This is a genomic window from Embleya sp. NPDC127516 (genome assembly GCF_044765325.1).
GTDB lineage: Bacteria > Actinomycetota > Actinomycetes > Streptomycetales > Streptomycetaceae > Embleya.
Genome location: NZ_JBIWJT010000021.1, coordinates 115,391 through 138,116 on the forward strand (window position 1 = coordinate 115,391; position 22,726 = coordinate 138,116).

Sequence of the window (22,726 nt, forward strand, 5' to 3'; positions counted from 1 at the left end):
ACCAGGAGGAGACGACACCGTGAAGCCGCCGGCATTCCGATATCACGCACCGACCGATCTGGCCGAAGCCCTCGACGTCCTCGACGGCGTCGGCCACGACGGAAAGGTCCTCGCCGGCGGCCAGAGTCTGATCCCGATGCTGAACATGAGACTCGCGGCCCCGGCCAACCTGGTCGACATCAACGGGCTCGCCGAACTCTCCTATGTCCGCACCGACCCCGGCGGCGTCGCGGTGGGCGCGCTCGCCCGGCACGCCGAGGTCGAGGCGGACGAGGCCGCACACGCGGTCGTCCCGCTGCTGCGCCAGGGCCTGCGCCTGGTCGCCCACCCGGTGATCCGCAACCGGGGCACCACCGTGGGCAGCCTCGCGCACGCCGACCCCTCCGGTGAGATGACCGCCGTACTGGCCCTGCTCGGCGGCTCGATGACGCTGGCCCGCAAGGGGGCCACCCGCACCGTGCCCGCCGAGGACTTCTTCGTCGGGCCGCTGGAGGCGTGCATCGAGGCGGGCGAGCTGGCCGTGGCCGCCTACTTCCCCCGGCTGCCGGGCCGTACCGGCACCGAGTTCGTGGAGATCGCCCGCCGACACGGCGACTACGCGATGTGCGGCGTCGCGGCGGCGGTCACCGTCGACGACGACCTGCGGATCGTCTCCGCCCGGGCCGCCTACCTCTCGCTCTCGCCGGTGCCGCTCGTGCTCGACCTGACCGACGCGCTGATCGGCCGTACCGCCGACACCGCCGCCTGGCAGGACGCGGCGACCCTCGCGTCCTCGAGTCTGGAACCCGAGCCGGACATCCACGCCACCGCCGAGTACCGCGCGCAGTTGGCCGGCGTACTCACCGTCCGTGCGCTGCGCACCGCCACCGAACGCGCGGCCCTGGTCGACCCGAACCCCAACGCAGCACGCGACACCGGCACCAACGAGCGGAGCGCCCGATGACCGAGACGCAGATCCCCACCGAACAACGCCTCGACATCCGGCTCAGCGTGAACGGCGTGCTGCACACCACCCCCGTCACCCCGCGCCGACTGCTCTCCGACTGCCTGCGCCACGACCTGGGCCTGACCGGCACCCACGTGGGCTGCGAGCACGGCGTGTGCGGCGCGTGCACCATCCAGGTCGACGGCAAGCCGATGCGTGGTTGCCTGATGTTCGCCGTCAGCGCGCAGGGCCACGAGATCACCACGGTCGAGGGACTGGCCGACGCCGACGGCACCATGCACCCCGTGCAGCAGGCCTTCCGCGAGTGCCACGGACTCCAGTGCGGGTTCTGTACACCCGGCTTCCTCACCGTCGTCTCCGCCTTCCTGGAGGAGAACCCGACGCCGACCGAGGAGGAGGCGCGCGAGGCGATCTCGGGCAACCTGTGTCGCTGTACCGGGTACCAGAACATCGTGAAGTCGGTGCTGCGCGCCGCCGAGATCACCAGCGAACGCCGGGCCGACGAGCAGTCCGAGGGGGACGCCCGATGACCACCAAGATGTTCGGCGCACCCGTGCAACGCACCGAGGACCTGCGCCTGTTGGTCGGCAACGGCCGCTATCTCGACGACCTGGGCGAGGGCTCCTACGAGGCCGCGTTCGTACGCAGCCCGCACGCCCGCGCCAGGATCACCGGGATCGACGTCACCGGCGCGCTCGACGTCGACGGCCTGGTCGCCATCTACACCTACGAGGACCTGACCGGCCGGGTCGCCGAGCCGCTCCCGCTGCTCATCCCGCACCCCGCGCTCACCCACGGCCGTACCGCGTACCCGCTGGCCAAGGAGTTCGTCAACCACGTCGGCGAGGCCGTCGTGATGGTCGTCGCCCGGGACCGCTACCTGGCCGAGGACGCCTGCGAGCGGATCACCGTCGAGTACGAACCGCTGCCGCCCGTGGTCGGCATCGAGAACGCCTTCCGCGCCGACCGCCTGGTGCACGAGGACGTGCCCGGCAACTGCGCGGCGCACTTCGTCCAGGAGGTCGGCGACGCGCCCGCGGCGATCGCCGCCGCGCCGAACCGGCTGGAGTTGAAGCTCGACATCGAGCGCAGCGCGTGCATGCCGATGGAGGGCCGCGGGGTCTACGCCCGCTGGGACGCCGCCGACACGAGCCTACGCGTGTACACCTCCACGCAGACCTCCACCGGCGTGCGCGCGGCCGTCGCGGCCAAGCTGGACCTGCCGCTGGACCGGGTCGAGTGCGTCACCCCCGACGTCGGTGGCGGCTTCGGCGTCAAGATCGTGCACCCGTGGCCGGAGGAGATCCTCGTCCCGTGGGCGGCCCGACTGCTCGACCACGAGGTCAAGTGGACCGAGGACCGCCGCGAGCACTTCATCTCCGCCGCGCACGAGCGCGGGCAGTTGCAGACCGTACGGGTCGGCTTCGACGACGACGGCCGACTGCTCGGCCTGGACGTGGAGATCCTGCACGACAACGGCGCCTACACGCCGTACGGGATCATCGTGCCGATCATCACCTCCACCCAGTTGCTCGGCCCGTACAAGCCCGGCGCCTACCGGGTGGACTTCCGCAGCCTGTACACCAACACGGTGATAGTGACCCCCTACCGCGGCGCCGGGCGTCCGCAGGGTGTGTTCGCGATGGAGCGCGCGATGGACGCGATCGCCGACCACCTGGGTCGCGATCGCACCGAGGTGCGCGCGGTCAACTTCATCAAGCCCGAGGAGATGCCCTACGACCACGGCCTGCTCTTCCAGGACGGCCGACCGCTGATCTACGACTCGGGCGACTTCCCCGGGTCGTTGGAGGCGCTGAAGAAGCTGGTCGGCTGGGACGAGTTCGAGGCGTACCGCGCGCAGGCGCGGGCCGAGGGCCGCCGGGTCGGAATCGGCGTCGCGTGCTACGTCGAGGGCACCGGCGTGGGTCCGTACGAGGGTGGTCACGTCCAGATCGAGACCACCGGCAAGGTCAACGTCGCCACCGGGTTGACCAGCCAGGGCCAGGGCCACCAGACGGTGTTCGCGCAGATCGTCGCCGACGAACTGGGCGTACCGCTCGAGGACGTCACGGTGACGACCGGTGACACCCGCCGATTCCCGTACGCGGTAGGCACGTTCGCGTCGCGGGCGGCGGTGATGAGCGGCAACGCCATCGCGCTTGCCGCGCGCAACGTCAAGGCCAAGGCGCTGCGGATCGCGGGCGAGGCGCTGGAGGCCGATCCGCGCGACCTGGAGATCGTCGACGGTCGGGTGCGGGTCAAGGGCAGCCCGGGCTCCTCGGTCGCGCTCGGCACCGTCGCGGTGTTGTCCAACCCGCTGCGCTACGCCTTCGACGAGGCGTCCCAGGCGGCCACCCAGCTCACCGGCGCCGCCGACTTCTCCAAGCTGCCGGTCCCCGAGGGCGAGGAACCGGGCCTGGAGGGCCGCGACTACTACTCGCCGCCGACCGCCACCTTCGCCAACGGCATGCACGCGGTGATCGTGGAGACCGACCCCGACACCGCCGAGATCCGCATCCTGCGCTACTGCGTCGTGCACGACTGCGGGCACCTGATCAATCCGATGATCGTCGAGGGCCAGGTGCACGGCGGCGTCGCGCAGGGCGTCGGTGGCGCGCTGTACGAGCGCATGGAGTACGACGAGCACGGGCAGTTGGTCAACGCCTCGTTCATGGACTTCCTGATGCCGTACGCCAGCGAGGTCCCCAAGATCGAGATCGACCACCTGGAGACGCCCTCCCCACTCAACCCGCTCGGCATCAAGGGTGCCGGGGAGGCGGGCGTGATCCCCGCGGCGGCCGTGTTCGCCTCCGCGATCGAGGACGCCGAGGGCTTCCCGATCGTGCGGATGCCGATCCAGCCGTCCGAACTCTTCCACCTGCGCAAGCGGTTCGCCGCCGGCGAGATCCCGGCCCTGCGCCGCGGCGCCGACCATGCCGCCGGCACCCACCGTTAAGGAGCACGTCGCACCATGAAGGTCCAAGGAAACGCCATCCTGAACGCGCCGGCCGACAAGGTCTGGGCGGCGCTGAACGACCCGGCCGTGCTCACCCGCACCATCCCCGGCTGCGAGAAGCTCGAGGAGACCGGCCCCGACGCGTACCGGATGACGGTGACGATGGGCGTCGCCTCGATCAAGGGCACCTACCTGGGCAACGTGCAGCTCACCGACCAGGTGCCGCCCGGCTCGTTCATGCTCAAGGCGTCCGGCTCGGGCGGCCCGGGCACGGTCAGCGCCGAGGTCAAGGTCACCCTGGAGGACATCGACGGCGGGCGGACCCGGCTGGAGTACGACGCCGAGGCCGTGGTGGGCGGGGTGATCGGCGGGGTCGGGCAGCGCATGCTGACGGGTGTCGCCAAGAAGACGGCGGGCGAGTTCTTCAAGTCGGTCGACAAGATCCTGACCGGGCAGACGCCGCTCACCCCGGTGCCCGCGGCGGTCAACGGAACCGCCGTGGTGGCGCAGGCCGATGGCACCGTCGCGGCCGCGCCGGCGGGCGGGTACGCGGCCCCGGCGGCGGCCTCGTCGTTCGGCGGCGCCGACTTCGCCAAGGGTGCGCTGTTCGGCGCCGCGGTGGCGCTGCTCGGCGCGATCGTCGGCGGCGTGATCGCCCGTCGTCGCTGATCCACTGATCGGGAACCGATCGCGAACCGATCGGGAAAGGGAGTTACCATGCGTGCGTTCACGGCGGCGGCCGTCCAGGTCGTGCCCCGGCCGGGACCGCTCACGGCGGCGGTGGTCGAGGCGAACATCGCCCACGCGCTGGACTGGGTCACCCGCTGCGTCGAGTCCACCGGTGCCGAGTTGGTCGTACTGCCGGAGAGCGTGACCACCGGCTTCACCCCGGCGCTGAGCGCCGAGGAGTTGTGGGACCTGGTCGACGACGTCCCGGGCGCGCTCACCGAGCCGTTCCAGGAGCGGGCCCGGGAGTTGGGCGTGCATCTGGTGTGGGGCACCTACGAACGCGGGGACGACCGCGGGGTCGTGTACAACTCGTCCGTGCTGGCCGGGCCGGACGGTCGGGTGCTCGGCGTCTACCGCAAGACCCACCCGTTCGGGCCCGAACTGCGGTCGCGCGGCGGGTGGGTCACGCCGGGCGAGTACGTCAGCGTGGTGGAGACCGACCTCGGTCGGATCGGCATGATCATCTGCTTCGACGGCGACTACCCGGAGCTGAGCCGGATCCAGGCGGTGCACGGCGCCGAGGTGATCTGCCGCCCATCGGCCCTGCTGCGCTCCGCCGACCTGTGGGAACTCACCTGCCGGGCACGGGCGTACGACAACCACGTCTACGTGATCGGCGCCAACGCCACCGGCAGCGACCCGGCCGGTGTGCTGTACTTCGGCAACTCGATGATCGTCACCCCGGGCGCCGAGGTGATCGCGCGCGGCTCCTCGCACGAGGGTTGGGTCTCCGCTCGTCTGGACCCGGAGCGGGCGTTGGCGTCGCTGACCCCGGGGTCGAACGTGCCCCAGGTCTTCGACCACCTGGCCGACCGCAACCTGGACCTGATCGCCAACTACGCGGACGACCTGGTCCGTCCGGCGAAGACCACGTTCCCGCACGGCTGATCACCGCACGAACACGATGCCCCGGCCCGGCGGATCGGGCCGGGGCATCGTGCACGCGGTGCCGCGCGCTCACCCGGCCGCTCGCCCGGGTGTGCCGCCCGGCGCCGACGGCGGCTACTTGCCGAATCGCCGTTCGCGACTCGCGTACGAGCGCAGCGCGCGCAGGAAGTCCACGTGCCGGAACGCCGGCCAGTAGCAGTCCACCCAGTGCATCTCGGCGTACGCGGATTGCCAGAGCAGGAAACCGGACAGCCGCTGCTCTCCCGAGGTGCGGATGATGAAGTCGGTGTGCGCGGCGGTCGGCGAGTACAAATGCCGGGAGATGTCCTCGATATCGAACCGTTCGACCAGTTCGGCCGGGTCCCCACCGGCCGCGATGTGTGCCTCGAAGGCGCTCTTCACCGCGTCGACGATCTCGCGTCGGCCGCCGTAGCCGACCGCGACGTCCACTCTCAGCCCACCGCGCCCCTTCGTCGCGGCGGTGGCCGTCTTGAGCACCCGGGCGGCGGCACCGGGCAGCATGTCGAGCGAGCCGATCACCCGCACTTCCCAGGGCCGGCCTTCGGCCGTGATGTCCCGGACGGTCTCCTCGATGATCTCGATCAGCGGGCCGAGCTCTTCCGCGGGTCGGCCGAGGTTGTCGTCGGAGAGCATGAAGAGGGTCACGTGCTCGATTCCCGCGGCGGTGCACCACCCCAGGAACTCGGTCGCCTTGGCGCCACCCGCCCGGTACCCCTCCCGGACGTCCGCGTGCCCCGCCTTTCGGGCCCAGCGCCGGTTGCCGTCGAGCATGATCCCGACGTGCCGTGGGCGCGGCAGACCTATCAGGGTGGCGGCCAGTCGGCGTTCGTACACCGCTTCGATCGGCCGCCGCAGGAACAGCGGGAGCAGCTTCATGCACCATCTCCATCGCGTGGCAAAACCCTCGGCGGACCCTACCAGGGACGTTCTCACCGGGTCGGCGAGCGCGCTCAACGGCTTTACCACTCGGGCCACTTGCACACCGGTCGCCGCTCCGGGCCGCCGTGTCGCAGGAGCGGCTTCGCCCCGGCGCCCCGCCTGTGCCGGGGCGCCGGGGCGAAGGGACCGCGTTCAGCCGGTGTTCTCGCGCCGCCGGCGGCGGAGGACGACGGCACCGCCCGCGAGTACGAGTGCCGCGCTCGAACCGCCGACGATCAGTGGCGTCGCCGACGACGAGTCGTCCGCCGTGTCGGCGGTGGTGTAACCGCTGGACACGCCGTTGGTGTCGTAGTCCGAGCCGGGCAACTTGTCGGCGTAGCGGGCCTTGACCAGCTTCTGGTAGTCGCCGAGCGAGAGTGAGGACTGCCCGCCCAGACCCTCCTTGGCCTGGTCGTTGAGTGGCTCGACGGTGGTGACCTTGAGCCGGTACCACGCCTGCAGCTGGGGCTCGGTGAACACCAGGGCTCCGACGCCGGCCTTACCGGCGTACGTGGTGTCGCTGTCGCCGTCGCGGACGGCCGCCAGGTGCCAGCCGCCGCCCTGGGTCGGGGCGAGCATGACGGTGGCATTGCGGCCGTTGACGGTGACATCCAGCGAGGACACGAGATGGCTCAGCGCGATCGCCTGGGTGGCGATCGGCAGGGCCGTTCCCGCGACGAAGCCCGGCGTGATCTGGTTCACCACCAGAGGGTCCTTCACCGTGAACGCCGGCAGGCCCTCGCAGGGATCGGCCTTGTCCGGAATCGTCACCGGCGCCGCCCCGGGGCCGCCCTCGGGCAGCGGCACGCCGAGGAAGCGACAGACGGCGTCGTGCACGCCGGCCGACTTCACCAGATCGAGCGCGGCCTGCTGATCGGGGATGTCGACCGCGCCGGCCGGGCCGATGGCGGTGAGCAGTGCGGATGCGCTCACCGCCACAACGGTGGACAGGCGGGAGAAACGATTTCTCTCCCGTGTGGTGGACGTGCCTCGGTTTTGCATGTCGCCCGCCTTCTACTGGGAGATGTTGATCCGGGAGTGGGTCCACTTGAACGAGTTGTTGCTCACGTAGTCGTTGTAGTTCCACCACGTGTAGGTGGTGGTGTTCGGCCACGGGTCGCCGACGGCGATGGTGTTGTTCGACGTGTCGTAGCCGTAGACGACGTTCATGTGGCCACCGCCGGACGCCCACCCGATGCGGGCGCCGATCGGCCGGGCCGCCTTGACGTCGGTGCTCACCTGGTTGAACGAGGCGGCGCTGGAGAGGCCGATGCCGGTCTGCTTCATGCCCAGGCTCGCCCAGCCGTTCGCCATGTCCTGGAGCGTCGCGGGCTGGTTGTCGCAGCTCAGATTGCTGTTACGCCCGGCGGCCCGAGTGCAGAAGTCCGTTTGGGTGGTGCCGTAGCCCTGGTACTTGGCGATGGTGAGCCCGGAGGCGACCCAGCACCACTGGCTCTTCTCCTGCTTCAGCATGGTGATCTGGTCGTAGTTGGCTTCCGCCCGGGCCGTGCCGCTCGCGGCCAGAAGCAACCCCGAAGTCGTCAACGCGATGGCCGATGCGGTTTTCGCAAACCCGAATCTGCTCATACTCCTGCTTTCCCGTGTGGATACGACGAGTTTTGAGCGATCTTGCAGCTGCATGACAGCGCAAAATGATCACCTCGCCCGGGAGCCACTCGGAAAGCATTCGGGAACCACCCTGAAGGAAGGAGTCGGCGTATAAGCGTAGAAATATCCCCATGATTCCCTGCGCGGCAATGACTCGCCGTGACGGGATAAGCGTCCCGAGGCAGCCGTGGGGTCGATGCCGTGCACCGGGTCGAGGGCGGCACGGGTTGATCGACAGGGCGGGCGGGCTCCCGTACTGTGCGTGCCGACGACGGCGTGACTCATGGGGGATCGACATGGAGTACCTCTTCTATTGTCGCGACAAGCCGGGAACCAGGGCCCTGCGTGACGAACTTCAGGAAGCCCATTGGTCGTTCATGGACGAGTACGCCGAGGGGATGATCGCCCGCGGGCCGACGTTCGCCCCCGACGGGGAGACGGTGACCGGCAGCGTCCACATCGTCGACCTGCCGGACGCCGAGGCCGCGCGTGTGTTCGCGTTCGCGGAGCCGAACCACCGGGCGGGCGTGTACGAGGCAGAGGTGCTGATCCGGCGTTGGCACAACACGCTCGGCCGGAAAATGTGGGATTTCGAAGGGAGTTCGGAGGGCCACCCGCGATTCCTGATCCTCGGCCACGCCAAGGCGGGCATGACCGCGACCCGTGACCGACTGCGGGCGGAGCAACTCCGCCGGCTACTCCACGGCGACTACCGGGAAAACCTGATCGTCTGTGGGCCGTTGCTCTCCGACGACGACGCCCAGGACTGGCTGGGCACCGCGATCCTGGCCGAACTACCGGACCGCGCCGCCGCGGAGGACCTGTTGGCCCAGGGACCGTACGCGCGGGCCGGCCTGTACCGGGACATCGAAGTCCACGACTGGTGCTTCGGCGGCCGCTCGGAGGACTAGGTCCCGTCCGAGTCCGGGGTCCGTCGCTCCGGTCGAGCGGTCCGGTGCCGAGGCCGAGGTCGGCGCCGACGCTCGCCACATGCCGCCGGCCACCGCCCCGGGACGAGGGGGCGGTGGCCGGTGGAGGGGTTGCGGGGTGGGTCAGTCCATCCGCACGATGGCCGCGACCGGCCCGCCGCCGGAGGGGCCCTGGTGAACGGCGGCGACCGAGACGAACACGGCCGGGTCGCCGGTGACGGACGCGGTCACGCCGCCGACGGTGGCCTTGATCTGCCGGTGCCAGTGCACGTCCGAGTCGTCGAGCATGATGTTGCGCCGCCCGCGCACGCTGCCGCTCGGGTCCGCCTCGCACTTGAGGAACACGTTGACCAGCCGGTCGCCGAGGTCCGAGGTGTGCGGGCGCTCCGGCAGGTCGATGCCGGCCGAGCGGATCGCGGACCAGATGCCGTCCGCGTCCAGCGCGTCCTTCATCACGTCGTGGCCGACCCGGAACGGACCGCCGACGCCGCGCACGTTGCCGACCACCACGATCTGCGCGCAGTCCAGCTCGACGCCGGAGGAGCAGGACGCCACCGACGAGTACAGCGACAGGTCGCGGTGGATCTGCTCGGCGGTCGGCAGCTCGATCTCGCCGAGCGCCACGGCGATGCCCAGCGCGGTGGTGGAGTTGGAGACGTCCATGGACTTGAGGGTGTCCTCGGTCCACACGTCGAACCCGCGCGCCTTCGCGTCGTTGATGGTGTCCAGCACCAGCAGCGGCGTCTTGGTCTGCACGTAGTGCACGTCGGCCGGGTCGGTGATGCCCGCGACGGACATCGCCTTGCGTACGCCCGCGGCGACCTTCTCCACCATCGGCACACGGCCGATGTCCTCGGGCAGGATCTGCTCGCTCATCGCGACGCCGACCGACACGCGCGGCTCGTCGGTGGGCTGGTAGCGGTTCTCCGGCGCGTACGCGAAGACCGTCGCGTGGGGGGAGATCACGCCGTCGGTGCCACCGGACCACACCAGTGGGACCTGCTGCGCTTCCTCGGCCGAGCGCTTGCCCTTGGCGACCAGCACCTCGCGGAAGGCGCGGTCGGCCAGAATGCGGGTGTAGTCGTTGACCCCGCCGTTGCCCTCGGTCTTCCCGATGACGGCGAGCACATCATCCGCGGCGAACACGCCGTCGTCGATGAGCTTGGCCAATCCGGACGCGTCGGTGACGCTCTCGATGGCGACCTTGTGAACCTCGATCGGCCTGGGCACTCGTTCCACCTCGTTCATTGGAGTTCGTTGAGTTCTTTGTACTTCGTCGACCACGTGGGAAACCGCCGACGCCCCGTCAGGCGCCCGGCTCCACGACCGTCCCGGACTCGCCCGCCACCGCGGCGGTGATGCGATCCAACGACGTGATCACCGAGCGCCGGCCGCCCTTCTCGACGAAGCGCACCGCCGCCTCGACCTTGGGCCCCATGCTGCCACCGGCGAACTGGCCGGCCGCGGCGTGCGCGCGCAGTTCCTCGGGGGTGACCCGGCCGATCACCCGCTCGTTCGCGGTGCCGTAGTCGAGCATCGCGTTGGGCACGTCCGTGGCGATCACCAGCACGTCCGCGTCCACCGACGCCGCGAGCAGGGCCGCGGTGAGGTCCTTGTCCAGGACCGCCTCCACGCCGCGCTCGGCGCCGTCCGCGTCGCGCACCACCGGGATGCCGCCGCCACCGGCCGCGACCGTGACGAAGCCCGCCGCGACCAGGGTCGAGATGGCCGGCGCGTCGACCACCTCCAGCGGATCGGGCGAGGGTACGACCCGTCGCCAGCCCTTCGCGCCCCGGTCCTCCCAGTGCTGGCCGAGCGCGACGAAGCGTTCCGCCTCGGCCTGCGGCAGATGCCGGCCGACCGGCTTGGTGGGGTGCTCGAACGCCGGGTCGGCGGCGTCCACGAGCGTGCGGGTGACCACGGCGGCCACCGGCGCCGCCTGCCCGCGGCGGCGCAACGCGGCCTCCAACGCGGAGACGATGGTGAAGCCGAGGGTGCCCTGCGTCTGCGCGCCGCACCAGTCCAGGGTCACCGGGGGCACGACGTGCGCGGTGAGTTCGTTCTTGACCAGCAGGTTGCCCACCTGTGGTCCGTTGCCGTGGGTGAGCACCACCTCGACGCCGGAGGCGATCAGGTCGGCCACCGCTTCCATCGCCACCGCGACGGCGGCCCGCTGGGCGTCGGGAGTGGCACTCCCATCGGGTCCCGTCATGGCGTTTCCGCCGAGGGCGATGAGTACTCTCCCGGTGCGGGGAGTTGGCATGTGTCGAACTCTCCTGTTCCTGTCGTACGCGGGAGTCCCGGCCGTCCCGTCCGGGACTTGGGACTCTAAGCGGGTGACCAGGTCGATGGCTTGGGAGCTTGTTGACCACAAAACCCAATCGATCTGGCAGAACTTGCCGAGCGGTACGCACCGCCCGCGGGCCTCAGCAGCCGAGCCGCGCGTACCGTCCCAGCCGTGCCGCACGCCGCTCGACCGTCGGTCGGCGCAACAGTCCGACCAATTCGTACTCCAACACCTGGGCCAGTCGGGCCAGGAACGCGACCGGCTCGTCGGCCGCGTCGGGCCGCTCGGCCACGATCCGGTCCACCACCCCGTCACGCAGCAGGTCCAGCGACCGGATGCCCTGCGCGGCGGCGATCTCCGCACCCCGGGTGGGGGTGCGATAGCGCAGCGCCGACGCGCCCTCGGGCGGCAGCGGGGACAACCAGCCGTGCTGGGCGCACAACACCCGGTCGGCGGGCAGCAGGGCCATCGCGCCGCCGCCCGCGCCCTGCCCGAGCAGCAGGCACAACGTCGGCGTGGGCAGGGTGACCAGTTCGGCCAGGCACCGGGCTATCTCGCCGGCCAGCCCGCCCTCCTCGGCCTCGCGGCTGAGTGCCGCGCCGCCGGTGTCCACCACGCTGACCAGCGGCAGGTCGAGCTCGGCGGCCAGCCGCATGCCGCGTCGGGCCACCCGCAGACCGGCCGGGCCGAACGGGCCGTGACTGGATTGCCGGGCCCGGTCCTGGGCCAGGACCACGCACGGCGCGCCGCCGAATCGGGCCAGCGCGAGCAACAGACCCGGGTCGCTCTCACCTTGACCGGTGCCGTGCAGCGGCACCACCGCGCTCGCCGCGTGGCGCAACAAGGCGCGGGCACCCGGGCGTTCGGCGCGACGGGAGAGTTCGACCGAGGTCCACGCCGGAACGTCGGCCAGATCCTCGACCGGCAACGGTGCGACGTCGGGCAGGTGTTCGCGCGGCGCGGTGACGATGTCGAGGACGCGTGCGGCCACTTCGCCGAGCCGATCGGGCTCGACGACGGCGTCCACCAGACCGTGCGCGTACAGGTTCTCCGCGACCTGGACACCCTCGGGGAAGGGTTGCCCGTGCAGAGCCTCGTACACGCGCGGGCCGAGGAAACCGATCAACGCGCCGGGTTCGGCGGCGGTGACGTGGCCCAGCGAGCCCCACGAGGCGAGCACACCACCGGTGGTGGGCCCGCGCAGGTAGACCAGATACGGCAGACCGGCGCTCTTGTGCGCGGCGACCGCGGCACTGATCCGGACCATCTGGAGGAAGGCGACGGTGCCCTCCTGCATCCGGGTGCCGCCGGAGGTCGGCGACGCGACGAGCGGCAGCCGCTCGGCCGTGGCGCGTTCGACCGCGGCGACCAGGCGCGAGGACGCGGCCACCCCGATCGAGCCGGCCAGGAAGTCGAATTCGCAGGCCACGACCGCCACTCGGCGGCCCTGGATGCGTCCCTCACCGGTGACCACCGACTCGTCCACGCCGCTCTTGGCTTCGGCGGCGCGCAGTTCGTCGACGTAGCCCGCGTCCAGGCGCTCCGGGCGATGCGGTGCGGTGTCCCAGCTCGTCCAGGTGTCGGGGTCCAGGACCAGGCCGATCAGCGCGTGCGCGCCGACGCGGGTGCGGCGGGTCGGTGCGGGTACCGGTGCGGGCGTGGACGCGGTCGCCGGCACGGGCGCGGTGCTCATGCGCGCCGCGCGGCGTGCAGGGCGCGGGCGTCCTCGGCGTCGAGCCACGCCTGCACGCTGTCCGTGTGCTGGCCCAGCGTCGGCGGCGCCTCGTGCCGGCGCCGACCGCCGTCCGCCGTGTCGCCCGCTCCGTCCAGCCGAATCGGCGGGCCGGGCAGCGTGATCGGACCGAGGGTGCTGTGCATGACGTCGAGCAGCAGACCCTGCGACTTGGTCTGGTCCCACTCGTAGACCCGGTCGATCGTGCGCACCTCGCCGGCCGGTATGCCGGCGGCGGCCAGTTCCGGAAGCAGCTCGTCCACGGCGCGCTCGCCGAACGCGGCGTTGATCGCGTCCGCGAGTTCGGCCCGATTGACCACCCGGTCGGCGTTGACCGCGAAGCGCGGGTCGTCCACGGCCAGGCCGACCATCGGCGCGAACTTGGCCCACAACTTCTCGCTGCCCACCGCGACCTGGATGATCGCGTCCGCGCAGCGGTAGGAGCCGTACGGCTGGAGCGAGGGGTGCAGGTTGCCCTGCGCGTGCCCGACCTGGCCGGCCACGGTGTAGTTGGTGCCCTGGAAGGCGTGTACACCGACGATCGCGGCGAGCAGCGAGGTGCGCACGACCCGGCCCAGGCCGGTGCGCTCACGCTCGTGCAGCGCGGCGACCACGCCGTAGGCGCCGTACATCCCGGCCAGCAGGTCGCCGATCGGCACGCCGATCCGGGTGGGGTCGTCGGGACCGGGGCCGGTCAGACTCATCAGGCCGGCCTCGCCCTGGGCGATCTGGTCGTAGCCGGGCCGGCCGCCCTGCGGGCCGTCGTGGCCGAAACCGGTGATGGACAGCACCACCAGGCGCGGGTTGAGCCGGGTCAGCTCCTCCATCGGGAAGCCGAGTCGATCGAGCACGCCGGTGCGGAAGTTCTCCACGAGCACGTCGCTGTGCCGGATCAATCGGGCCAGCGTCCGCCGGCCCTCCTCGGTCTTCAGGTCGAGGACGATCGACTCCTTGTTGCGATTGCAGGACAGGAAGTACGTCGACTCCCGTGCGTCCTCGGCCCCCACGAACGGCGGACCCCAGCCGCGGGTGTCGTCCCCACCGTCCGGGTTCTCCACCTTGATGACACGGGCCCCCATGTCGCCGAGCATCATCGCGGCGTGCGGGCCGGCGAGGGCGCGGGAGAGGTCGAGCACGACGAGGTCGCAGAGCGGTCCGCTCACGTCGAAACACCCCTTTCTGCAGGTATGCGGCGTTGCGCGTCCGTCCATCCGGGCATCCGTGCGGTGTACGGGTGTGGTGCGTGACGCGTGGTGGCAGTGCGTATGTCGGTGCGTGTATGCGGTGAGTGCGGTGCGTGTGCGCGAGGCGGGTGTGCGGTACGTATGGCCGAGCGTGGGGCGCGGTGCGATCTGCGCTCCGACTCCGAATGCGTCCAAGCTAGGCCGCTCGCGGGCGTTGCTCGCCGTCAGTTACTGCCCAACGAATCGCGCTCACTTGGCAATACTTGGTGTTGGAAGCCCGGCGCGTAGTGCGCGTCGTCGGGCCCGAACACCCGGCGGGCGAAGTCCGCGAAGCGGGTCGGCGCACGATCGAGCAGCGCGGCGAGGGTGCGCGGGTTGCCGGTCAGGCCGTGCCGGTCGTAGAACGCGAACATCGCGGTGAGGGTCTCGAGCGGGTAGCCGGACAATCCGCCGGCACGGGCCTCCTCGTACCAGTCCCGCGGGTCGATCCGGCGCGCGGTCACCGGGCGACCCAGCACCTCGGCCAGGTGCCCGGCGATCAACCGAGGGGTCAACGCCTCCGGGCCGGCCAGTTCGTACACCGCGTCCTCGTGGCCGTCCTCGCACAACACCACGGCCGCCGCCTGCGCGACATCGCGCAGGTCGACGGCGGCGAACGGCGCGTCCACCCGATACGGCACGGCGAAGTCGCCGATCCGCACGATCGCCTCGCGCGCGTCGAGCGTGTTCTGCTGGTACGGCCCCGGCTGTAGCACGGTCACCGCCAGGCCCGACTCGAACAGCGCCTCCTCGACCCGCGCCTTCGCCTCGTGATGCGGCATCGCGCGCAGTTGCGGGCGCAGCACGGAATGGAAGACGAATCGCTCCACGCCGGCCCGCTGCGCCGCCGCGATCACCGCCCGGCCGATGGCGGGTTCGTCCGGATGTACGTTCGGCGCGATGTGGTAGATCGCCGAACACCCACGCAACGCCTCGTCCAGATCCGCCGGCTCGCCCACATCGCCCACCACGGTCTCGCTCGCCCCGGCCGCGACCGCCACCGCGACCTGCTCCGGCCGCCGCACGAACGCCCGCACCCGAGCCCCACGCTCCGCCAACGCCCAGGTCAGCGCCCGCCCGGTCTTCCCCGCCGCACCAGTGATCACGATCATGCACTCACGCTAGGCAGCCGACCCACCCCCATCACCGTCCGCCCTCGCCAACACCCACCCCCGAAATCGGGCACATCCTGCCGAAGGCAGAGTCCCCCAGCGAGTCGAGCACAACGCCCGCGCCCCTCACGCCGTCGATCGCCAAGTGAACCCTTACAGCCAGGGAATCCCGGACCGGATCACTAGACTGCGCACCTGGATCCCGGCGAATCCGGACATGCTCCCGACGTCCACGACCCCGACTACATCGCCTTCGTCGCCGGCCGCATTCTCGACCACGTACGCGAGGTGCCGGAGCTTGCCGCGTTGTCCGAACCGGTGACCTTCGAGTCGACGCCGCACGGCATCGTGATGATGACCGCTCCCGACGCGCCGCACGGTGACATTCTGGACGACCTGCGCACCTTTCTCACCGGCCTGCCCAGACACGGCACCACCGCCTGGGCGTTGCGCGAGAACACCTCGGTGGAAGTCGGTGCGTCAGAGCGCACCCCGGACCTGGTCGTGTTCGATCCCTCCCGTCGCGTCCTGGTCAGAGCCGGCAGGGCCATGTCCACCACCGGGATCCTCCTGCTGGCCGAGGTGACGACGAACTCCACCCGGCGCGAAGATCTCGACCGTGACGACCCGGCCGCCAAACCACGCCAGTACGCCGCCGGCGGGATCCCGCTGTACCTGGTCGTCGACCGTCGCAAAGCCGAGGTGCTGCTCTTCCGGGACGCGACCAACGGCGTCTACCCCGAACCCGCAGTCTTCCGGGTCGGCGAACCGGTCTGGCTTCCGAAACCCTTTTCCGCGGCCTGGCCCACCGAATTCATGAAAGAACTCCTGTAGGCAGCCGGCCGGCGAGTACTGCGACACGCCGGGTCGGTCAGGTCGGGTGCGGGCCTCGGGTGGTCAGGAGGGCTCGGGCGGTGAGAGCCGCGCGCAGGGGGCCCTGGCGGTCGGGGGCGTCGGGGCTGACCCGGAGGAGGGATTCGATCAGGGCCAGGCGTTGGTGTACCGACTGGCGGCGCAGGAACAGGACGCCGGCGGTTTCGGTCTTGGAGCAGCCGCAGCGCAGGTACGCCTCGAGGGTGTCGACCAGGCCCGTGCCGCGTGTGGAGTCCGAGGCCAGGAGGGGGCCGAGTTGGTCCTCGACCAGGTCGGCGAGGTCCTCGGGGGTGAGCCGGTCCAGCACCCGTTCCAGCGCCCAGGCGTCGGCGAGCACGGTGTCGGCGACGGGCTCGGGGCGCACCGACCGGACCCGCCGGGCCAGCCGCAGGGTGTCCCGCGCGGCCCGCAGGCTGTGCCCGACCCGGGCGACATCGCGCACCAGCGGCCCCAGCGCGGCGGTCGGCTCGTCCCCCGTGGCCGCGGGCAGACCCAGGCGGGCGGCGAGTTCGGCCACGTGCGTGTCCCGGTCCAGCGCGATCAGCGCGTACGCACCGTCCGGCCCGTCGCTGACCAGCCCCCGGCCGCCGCACGCGCGCAGCCCCTCGTACAGCACCGTCACCGCACGCACCGGATCCGGCAGTTTCAGCGCGACGCTCGCCCAGGCCGCCGTACCGGCGGGGACCAGGCCGCACACCGTCAGTCGCGCCGCCACCTCGCGCGGCGGCAACGCGTCCCGCAGCAGTCCCTCCACGAGTTCGCGCCGCTCGCGCCCGACCCACCCGTCCCGATCGGCCAGCCGCAACAGCGCCGGCGCGAACACCCGCGCCGCGTGCTCGGCCACCTCGTCCGCGAGCCCGATGGCCGCGCCCGACCACGACCGGACGGACGCGCGGTCCTCGGCATCGTCGCCGGTCACCCCCGCGGCACCGCCGGCCTGGGGAGCGACACCCGTCCACGCCGCCGCGCCGGATCCGGTCGGCCCCAGCAACAACCGCCCCCACAACGACCCGCGCAGTTCGACGCCGGCGCTCGCCGCCGGCCTCGCCGCCACGTGACCCGGGGTGTCGGTGCCCGCCCACGCGGTGATCGTGCCGTCGATGCCCGCGAGCACCACCGGTCGGTCGGTGAGCCGGGCCAGGGTGCGGGTCAGTTCGTCCACGCCCGCGCCGCGCGCGAGCACGCCGGACAACACCCGGACGATCTCGTTGACGTGCCGCAGCCGGGTCACCGCCGAGTCCAGGATGGCCGCGTTGACCGCCTCGGCGATCTCCACGAACGGCACGATCCCGCGGAGCACGACCAGCGGCAGTCCCACCTCGGCGGCCACCCGCAACACGTCCGCCGGCACCTCACCGAACGTACGTCCGACCTCCAGCGCCACCCCCGCGACCCCCGCCTGCGCGAGGTCGACGACATAGCGCCGGCGCTCGCCGGCGTCCCGCCCGGCCAGGCCCAGACCGGTGGTGAGCAGCAGCTCGTCGCCTCGCAGCAGCGGCGCGATCTCGTAGATCTCGCTGGAGTGCACCCAGCGCACCGGCCGCTCCAGATCCGCCCCCGGGTCCGGCACGACCGGGTCGGCTCGGCGCATCACCGGGTGGTCGAGGACCTCTCGTAGTCCCAAGGTCATGGACACTCCGTCCGGAAGATGCGCCAGTATCCCGGTCACCGTGTCCGTTGTCACGACCTCCCGGGCCGAGGAACCTTCGGTGATCACCCCACATCACCGACCCGTCCCATCCTCGACACCGCCCCACTCCAGCCCACCGCCGTGCTCCGCTCCGCCCCACCGGAGGTCTCCGTGGCAATCCTCGAAGAACCCGCGCAACCGGCCCGACCCACACCAGCCGTCGACCACACCCAATCCCTGGAACCCGTGCCCGACGAGGCCCGCGACTCGACCCCCGCGCACCAGTTCTGGATCTGGGCGGGCGCCAACATCGCACCGATCAACTGGGTGCTCGGCGCGCTGGGTATCGTGCTCGGCCTCGGTCTGCTCGACACCGTCCTGGTCCTGGTCGTGGGCAATCTGGTGGGCATGGGCGTCTTCGGCCTGTTCGTGCTGATGGGCCAGCGCACCGGGGTGACCCAGATGGTGCTGGCCCGGGCCGCCTTCGGCCGGCGCGGCGCGTATCTGCCCGCCGCCGTCCAGGGGGTGATCTCGGCCGGCTGGTGCGCGATCAACACCTGGATCGTGCTGGACCTGGTAATGGCTTTGCTGGACAGCGTCGGCTACGTCGGCGGCAACGGCACCAAGGTCGTGGTCGTGCTGGTGGTGATGGCCACCCAGATCGCGATCGCCGCGTCCGGCTTCGGCGCGATCGCCGACTTCGAGCGCTGGACTGTGCCCGCGACCCTGGTGGTGCTGGCCGCGATGACCGTGGTGGCCTGGACCCGGCTGGACATCGACTGGGGCCACGCGAGCACGTTGAGCGGCGGTGACCGCTGGTCGGCGATGAGCACGGTGATGACCGCGATCGGCGTCGGCTGGGGCATCACCTGGTTCGCCTACGCGTCGGACTACTCCCGCTTCGTGCCCCGCGCCACCTCACGACGCAGGTTGTACGCGGCCAGCGTGCTCGGCCAGTTCCTCCCGGTGGTCTGGCTCGGCGTGCTCGGCGCCTCGCTGGCCACGGTGAACGCCAAGGCCGACCCGGGACGGCTGATCGTCGACTCGTTCGGCGGCCTGGCCATCCCGGTGCTGCTGCTCGTCCTGCACGGACCGATCGCCACGAACATCCTGAACCTGTACAGCTGTTCGTTGTGTGCCCAGACCCTGGACATCAAGGTCTCCCGGCGCGTGTTGTCCTGTCTGGTGGGCGCGTTCGCCACGGTCTTCACGCTGTTCCTGGTGTTCCGGGCGAGCCTGGCGCACACCCTCGACACCTGGCTCGCGGGCATGGTCACGTGGGTCGCGCCGTGGGCGGCGGTGATGCTGGTGCACTTCTACGTGTTCGCCCGGCAGCGCATCGACGTGCCCGCCCTGTACGCCGAGCCCCGTCGCGGCCTGTTCGCCGACGTGCGCTGGTCGGCGATCGTCGCACTGGTGTGCGGAATGGTCGCCACCTGGTGCTTCGAGTACGGCGTGCCGCAGGCGCTGCGCGGCCCGGGAGCCCGGGCGATCGGCAATGTGGACCTGTCCTGGCTGGCCGGCGCACTGGTCGCGGGCGGCCTGTACCTGCTGCTCGGCCGCCGCGAACGAGCAGCGCGCCAACCGAATCCCGCCGAACGCTGAACTCCTGGAGCGATCCGACATGCAGGACAACACCCTCACCGTGACCGACTGCCGGATTCCCGGCCGCACCGAACCCGTGGACATCGCGGTCGACGCCGGCGTCGTCACCCGCATCACCCCCACCGGAGCCACTCCCCCGGTCGGACCCGTGCTGGACGCGGCCGGCGCCCTGGCCACCCCGCCCTACGTCGAGCCGCACATCCACCTCGACACCGCGCTGACCGCCGGACAACCCCGCTGGAACATCTCCGGCACGCTGTGGGAGGGCATCGAACGGTGGGCCGAGCGCCGGGCCCTGCTCACCCGCGAGGACGTACTGGCCCGTGCCGAGCAGGTGTTGCGCTGGCAGGTGGCGCACGGCGTACTGCACGTGCGCAGCCACTGCGACGTCACCGATCCCGAACTGACCGCCCTGCACGCACTGGTCGAGTTGCGCGAGCGGGTGCGGGACGTGCTCGACCTGCAGATCGTGGCATTCCCGCAGGAGGGCATCGTCTCCTGTGCCGGCGGTGAGCGCCTGATGGCCCGTGCCGTCGACGCCGGCGCCGACGTCCTGGGCGCGATTCCGCACTTCGAGGACACCCGCGAGGACGGTGTGCGCTCGTTGCGGATTCTCTTCGAACTGGCCGAGCGGCACGGCCTGTTGGTGGATGTGCACTGCGACGAGATCGACGACGAGCAGTCCCGCTTCGTCGAGGTGGTCGCCACCCTGGCGCACCGCACCGGGCTGGCCGGCCGGGTGACCGCCAGCCACACCACCGCGATGGGCTCGTACAACGGCGCCTACAGTCGCAAGCTCCGCCGGATCGTGGCCCGTTCGGGCATCCACCTGGTCTGCAACCCGATGGTGAACCTGACCCTGCAGGGCCGCTTCGACGACTATCCCAAACGACGCGGCCTCACCCAGGTCAAGGAGATGCTGGCGGCCGGGGTCAACGTCGCGTTCGGCCACGACGACGTGATGGATCCGTGGTTCCCGCTCGGCACGGCCAACCCGATCCAGGTCGCGCACGCCGGCGTCCTGGCCGCGCAACTCTCCGGGCAGGACGAGATGGACGAGGCGTTCGCGATGGTCACCGAGCGGGCCGCCCGGGTGCTGAACCTGGGCGAGCGGTACGGCCTGGCCGTCGGTCGTCCGGCCGCCTTCCTGCTGCTGCCCGCCGATTCGCCCTTCGACGTCCTGCGCCGCCAGGTGCGTCCGAGCCACGTGATCTCCCGAGGCCGCGTGGTCGCCGAGACCCCCGCCGCGCCGACCCGGCTGACCTGGCCGAACCGCGCGCCCGAGGACGTCGACTTCACCCGCCGCTGAGGACACACCCGAACCACCGACGGCACACGACGAAAGGCCGCGCCTCCCGATCGCGAGGGAGGCGCGGCCGGTTCGTGTGCCGCTACAGCAGGTCCACCGCCGGGTAGGCCTCCCCGCCGGACAACCGCGCGTAGCCGGGACCCCGGTCGAAGAACGGCTCGACCTCGGGCCGCGCCGCGCGCACCGACGCCCGCAGTGCGGCGGTCGCCGCCTCGTCCACCGCGAGGTCGTCGCCCTCGCCGGTGAGCACGACGCCGTAGTCGTCGGTCGCCGCGCCGCGCGAGACCTTGCCCCAGCGCACGTCACGCAGCACCGACTCGGTCTTGCGGTCCAGCGGGTCGCCCCAGCCGCCACCGCCGGTGGTCCGGATCCGGATCACCTCGCCGGCCTTGACCGGTTCGTCGTCGACCAGGCCGTCCATCTCCCGCTCGTTCGGGCCGCCCGGGTCGATCACCACTTGGAAGGAGCGCCCGGCCTTGCCGCCCTTGACACCCCAGCAGGACAGGATCGAGCGGTCCGCGATGGACATGAAGGACGCGTCGAGCAACATCCGGATGTGCTTCTCGTAGCCCAGGCCGCCGCGGAACTGTCCGGGGCCGCCCGAGTCGGTGGCCAGACCCAGCCGCTCGACCAGGAACGGGAAGCGCGACTCGGTGAACTCGGTGGGCAGGTTGCGCGAGTCGGGCACCACGTGGATGGTGTCCTCGCCGTCCGCGTAGTAGCGCCCACCCGAGCCGCCGCCGAGCACCTCACGCATCAGGTACGAGCGGCCGTCCGCGTCGTGCCCGTACACGCCGGTGTAGCGGATCGTCTCCTGGTCGGCGGGCATCTTGCCGTCCACCGCCTTGGCCAGCACGCCGGAGAGCACGCCGAGCAGGCGCAGGATGACGAACGTACGGGCGTTGGTCGGAGCCGGGAAGATCGGCGTGAGCAGCGTGCCCTTCTCCGGGAACTTCATCTCGATCAGCGGCACCACGCCCTCGTTGACGTCGAGTTCGGCCATCCGCTCGGGGGTGTCCGCGAGGTTGCGCAGGATCGGCGCGAGCCACTTCTTGAGGAAGTTGCCGTCCGCGTAGTCGCCGCAGTGGTTGATCGGGCCCTTGGCCTGCTTGGACGTGCCGGTGAAGTCGATGACGATCTTCTCGGGCGTCTTGGTCAGGGTGATCCGCTGCGTGTGCAGCATCGGCTCGTCCACGCCGTCGTGTTCGGCGTAGTCCTCCCACACGTACTCGCCGTCCGGGATCTTGGCGAGGATCTCGCGCCGGTAGGTCTCGGTGGTCTTGTCCAGGATCGCGTCGAAGCACGCCTCGACCGTCTCCCGGCCGTAGCGCTCGAAGAGTTCACCCAGTCGTCGCGAGCCCATCAGGCACGCCGAGCACTCGGCGTCCAGGTCGGCGGCGAGCGAGTCGGGCATCCGGGAGTTGCGGGTCATGATGCGCAGCGCGGCCTGGTTCGGCACGCCCTGGTCCCACAGCTTGATCGGCGGGACCATCAGGCCCTCTTCGTACACGCTGGTCGCGCCCGAGGGCATCGATCCGGGGCAACAACCACCGATGTCGTCGTGGTGACCGAACGCCTGCACGAAGGCGACCACTTGCCCGTCCGCGAAGACCGGGACGGTGACGCACAGGTCGGGCAGGTGGCCGATGCCGCCCTCCGACTCGTAGACGTCGTTGTGGAAGAACACGTCTCCGGGACGCATCGTCTCCAGCGGGAAGTCGCGGGCCACCGGGTGTACCAACGCCGAGTACGAACGGCCGGTGAGCTTGCGCAACTTGCGGTCGTGGATTCCGGCGCGGAAGTCGTGCGCGTCGCGGATCATCGGCGAGCGGGAGGTGCGACCGATCGCGGTCTCGACCTCCATCTCGACCGAGGCGAGCGTGCCCTCGACGATCTCCAGGAGCACGGGGTCCACACCGTGCAGCGCGTCCTGCGGGGTGGTGGCGGTACCGGCGCTCAT

The 22,726-nt window shown here is 71.1% G+C and carries 19 protein-coding genes; 9 read left to right on the forward strand and 10 right to left on the reverse strand.

All coding sequences use genetic code 11. The features are described from left to right. Nucleotides 1–19 precede the first annotated feature (19 nt). From ACIRL2_RS34235 to ACIRL2_RS34255, 5 genes are read left to right on the forward strand one after another with little or no spacing between them, the layout of a single operon-like run. Entirely contained in the window at nucleotides 20–943 is a 924-nt protein-coding gene (locus tag ACIRL2_RS34235) for an FAD binding domain-containing protein (protein WP_395870183.1), read from the forward strand. Further along, complete coding sequence (locus tag ACIRL2_RS34240) at nucleotides 940–1,476, forward strand: (2Fe-2S)-binding protein (protein WP_402237389.1); 537 nt, start codon at nucleotides 940–942, stop codon at nucleotides 1,474–1,476. The genes ACIRL2_RS34235 and ACIRL2_RS34240 overlap by 4 nt, the downstream gene beginning before the upstream one ends. Next, entirely contained in the window at nucleotides 1,473–3,902 is a 2,430-nt protein-coding gene (gene cutA / locus ACIRL2_RS34245) for an aerobic carbon-monoxide dehydrogenase large subunit (protein WP_402237392.1), read from the forward strand. Before ACIRL2_RS34240 ends, cutA begins: the two co-directional genes overlap by 4 nt. Before the next feature lie 15 nt (nucleotides 3,903–3,917). Continuing rightward, nucleotides 3,918–4,571: a carbon monoxide dehydrogenase subunit G gene (locus ACIRL2_RS34250; RefSeq protein WP_395870188.1), complete on the forward strand. Its 654-nt coding sequence runs from the start codon at nucleotides 3,918–3,920 to the stop codon at nucleotides 4,569–4,571. Between the two features lie 48 nt (nucleotides 4,572–4,619). Then, nucleotides 4,620–5,519, forward strand: a complete 900-nt coding sequence (locus ACIRL2_RS34255) for a carbon-nitrogen hydrolase family protein (RefSeq protein WP_395870190.1) — start codon at nucleotides 4,620–4,622, stop codon at nucleotides 5,517–5,519. A 114-nt stretch (nucleotides 5,520–5,633) separates the two neighbouring features. Here the strand turns inward: ACIRL2_RS34255 and ACIRL2_RS34260 are convergent, their stop codons facing one another. The 3 genes from ACIRL2_RS34260 to ACIRL2_RS34270 form a co-directional block, all read right to left on the reverse strand. Then, nucleotides 5,634–6,416, reverse strand: coding sequence for an isoprenyl transferase (locus ACIRL2_RS34260; protein ID WP_395870192.1), 783 nt, complete (start codon nucleotides 6,414–6,416; stop codon nucleotides 5,634–5,636). 195 nt (nucleotides 6,417–6,611) lie between these two features. After that, a complete protein-coding gene (locus ACIRL2_RS34265) occupies nucleotides 6,612–7,391 on the reverse strand; it encodes an LPXTG cell wall anchor domain-containing protein (RefSeq protein WP_395870194.1) in 780 nt (259 codons plus the stop codon). Nucleotides 7,392–7,472: 81 nt separating this feature from the next. Continuing rightward, nucleotides 7,473–8,045, reverse strand: coding sequence for a papain-like cysteine protease family protein (locus ACIRL2_RS34270; RefSeq protein WP_395870196.1), 573 nt, complete (start codon nucleotides 8,043–8,045; stop codon nucleotides 7,473–7,475). Between the two features lie 317 nt (nucleotides 8,046–8,362). On the opposite strand from ACIRL2_RS34270, the gene ACIRL2_RS34275 reads away from it, so the two are divergent. Further along, on the forward strand, nucleotides 8,363–8,977 hold the full coding sequence (locus ACIRL2_RS34275; RefSeq protein ID WP_402237397.1) for a YciI family protein: 615 nt from the start codon (nucleotides 8,363–8,365) through the stop codon (nucleotides 8,975–8,977). Between the two features lie 141 nt (nucleotides 8,978–9,118). Here ACIRL2_RS34275 and ACIRL2_RS34280 read toward each other — a convergent pair whose 3' ends face one another. The 5 genes from ACIRL2_RS34280 to ACIRL2_RS34300 all read right to left on the reverse strand — a co-directional run bounded on the left by ACIRL2_RS34280 (nucleotide 9,119) and on the right by ACIRL2_RS34300 (nucleotide 15,349). Then, nucleotides 9,119–10,243: a ring-opening amidohydrolase gene (locus tag ACIRL2_RS34280; protein ID WP_402237400.1), complete on the reverse strand. Its 1,125-nt coding sequence runs from the start codon at nucleotides 10,241–10,243 to the stop codon at nucleotides 9,119–9,121. A gap of 58 nt (nucleotides 10,244–10,301) precedes the next feature. Continuing rightward, nucleotides 10,302–11,258 (reverse strand): carbamate kinase, encoded by a 957-nt coding sequence (locus ACIRL2_RS34285; protein WP_402237403.1) that lies wholly within the window; start codon nucleotides 11,256–11,258, stop codon nucleotides 10,302–10,304. 163 nt (nucleotides 11,259–11,421) lie between these two features. Continuing rightward, nucleotides 11,422–12,975, reverse strand: a complete 1,554-nt coding sequence (locus tag ACIRL2_RS34290; RefSeq protein ID WP_402237406.1) for a carboxyl transferase domain-containing protein — start codon at nucleotides 12,973–12,975, stop codon at nucleotides 11,422–11,424. Beyond that, nucleotides 12,972–14,177 carry a CaiB/BaiF CoA transferase family protein gene (locus ACIRL2_RS34295; protein WP_395870206.1) on the reverse strand — a complete coding sequence of 402 codons (1,206 nt, stop codon included), beginning with the start codon at nucleotides 14,175–14,177 and terminating at the stop codon, nucleotides 12,972–12,974. The genes ACIRL2_RS34290 and ACIRL2_RS34295 overlap by 4 nt, the downstream gene beginning before the upstream one ends. A gap of 245 nt (nucleotides 14,178–14,422) precedes the next feature. After that, nucleotides 14,423–15,349 carry an SDR family oxidoreductase gene (locus tag ACIRL2_RS34300; RefSeq protein WP_402237409.1) on the reverse strand — a complete coding sequence of 309 codons (927 nt, stop codon included), beginning with the start codon at nucleotides 15,347–15,349 and terminating at the stop codon, nucleotides 14,423–14,425. 288 nt (nucleotides 15,350–15,637) lie between these two features. On the opposite strand from ACIRL2_RS34300, the gene ACIRL2_RS34305 reads away from it, so the two are divergent. After that, nucleotides 15,638–16,183, forward strand: coding sequence for a Uma2 family endonuclease (locus ACIRL2_RS34305; protein WP_402237412.1), 546 nt, complete (start codon nucleotides 15,638–15,640; stop codon nucleotides 16,181–16,183). A gap of 37 nt (nucleotides 16,184–16,220) precedes the next feature. Here the strand turns inward: ACIRL2_RS34305 and ACIRL2_RS34310 are convergent, their stop codons facing one another. Beyond that, on the reverse strand, nucleotides 16,221–17,852 hold the full coding sequence (locus ACIRL2_RS34310; RefSeq protein WP_402237415.1) for a PucR family transcriptional regulator: 1,632 nt from the start codon (nucleotides 17,850–17,852) through the stop codon (nucleotides 16,221–16,223). 171 nt (nucleotides 17,853–18,023) lie between these two features. On the opposite strand from ACIRL2_RS34310, the gene ACIRL2_RS34315 reads away from it, so the two are divergent. Both ACIRL2_RS34315 and codA read left to right on the forward strand, forming a co-directional pair. Continuing rightward, a complete protein-coding gene (locus ACIRL2_RS34315; protein ID WP_395870213.1) occupies nucleotides 18,024–19,457 on the forward strand; it encodes a purine-cytosine permease family protein in 1,434 nt (477 codons plus the stop codon). A gap of 19 nt (nucleotides 19,458–19,476) precedes the next feature. Next, nucleotides 19,477–20,766, forward strand: coding sequence for a cytosine deaminase (gene codA, locus ACIRL2_RS34320; RefSeq protein WP_402237418.1), 1,290 nt, complete (start codon nucleotides 19,477–19,479; stop codon nucleotides 20,764–20,766). Between the two features lie 82 nt (nucleotides 20,767–20,848). Here codA and ACIRL2_RS34325 read toward each other — a convergent pair whose 3' ends face one another. After that, nucleotides 20,849–22,726, reverse strand: coding sequence for a hydantoinase B/oxoprolinase family protein (locus ACIRL2_RS34325; protein ID WP_331770580.1), 1,878 nt, complete (start codon nucleotides 22,724–22,726; stop codon nucleotides 20,849–20,851).